The following is a 351-nucleotide window of genomic DNA, read 5'->3' on the forward strand; positions in this document are numbered from 1 at the left end:
CTGACGTACCGCTCACACCCGGCGCCACGCTGACGGACCTGGCCGCCCAGCCCATCGCGCACAAGCCTGCGGTTCATCTGTCTGCCTCGCCCATCACCACGGTTGCCGGGCCAGCTCCCGGGCCTGTTTCCGGGCTGATCTTCAATCACAAGGCTCCCGTGCAAGTGCCGATGGATCTGGAGCCTATTGCCTACAAGCCTTCGCCCCCCATCATCGGCGGCGAGCAGCTGGCGCCCGCTTCGCCCGTCGGCGCTCCCGGCGCAGTTTCCGGCTCGGCGCCCACGGCTTCCCCCATTGAAATCGCCACAATGGAAATGCTGCTGGCCGATCCCGCCGCGCAGGAAATGGCGG

The 351-nt window shown here is 67.5% G+C and carries 1 pseudogene; it reads left to right on the forward strand.

Annotated elements, in window-relative coordinates:
- A pseudogene (locus QB898_RS13285) lies at window positions 1–351 on the forward strand (hypothetical protein); the annotation flags it as partial.

It is taken from the genome of Ottowia cancrivicina, assembly GCF_029813755.1.
In the GTDB taxonomy this organism is placed as follows: Bacteria; Pseudomonadota; Gammaproteobacteria; order Burkholderiales; family Burkholderiaceae_C; genus Ottowia; species Ottowia massiliensis.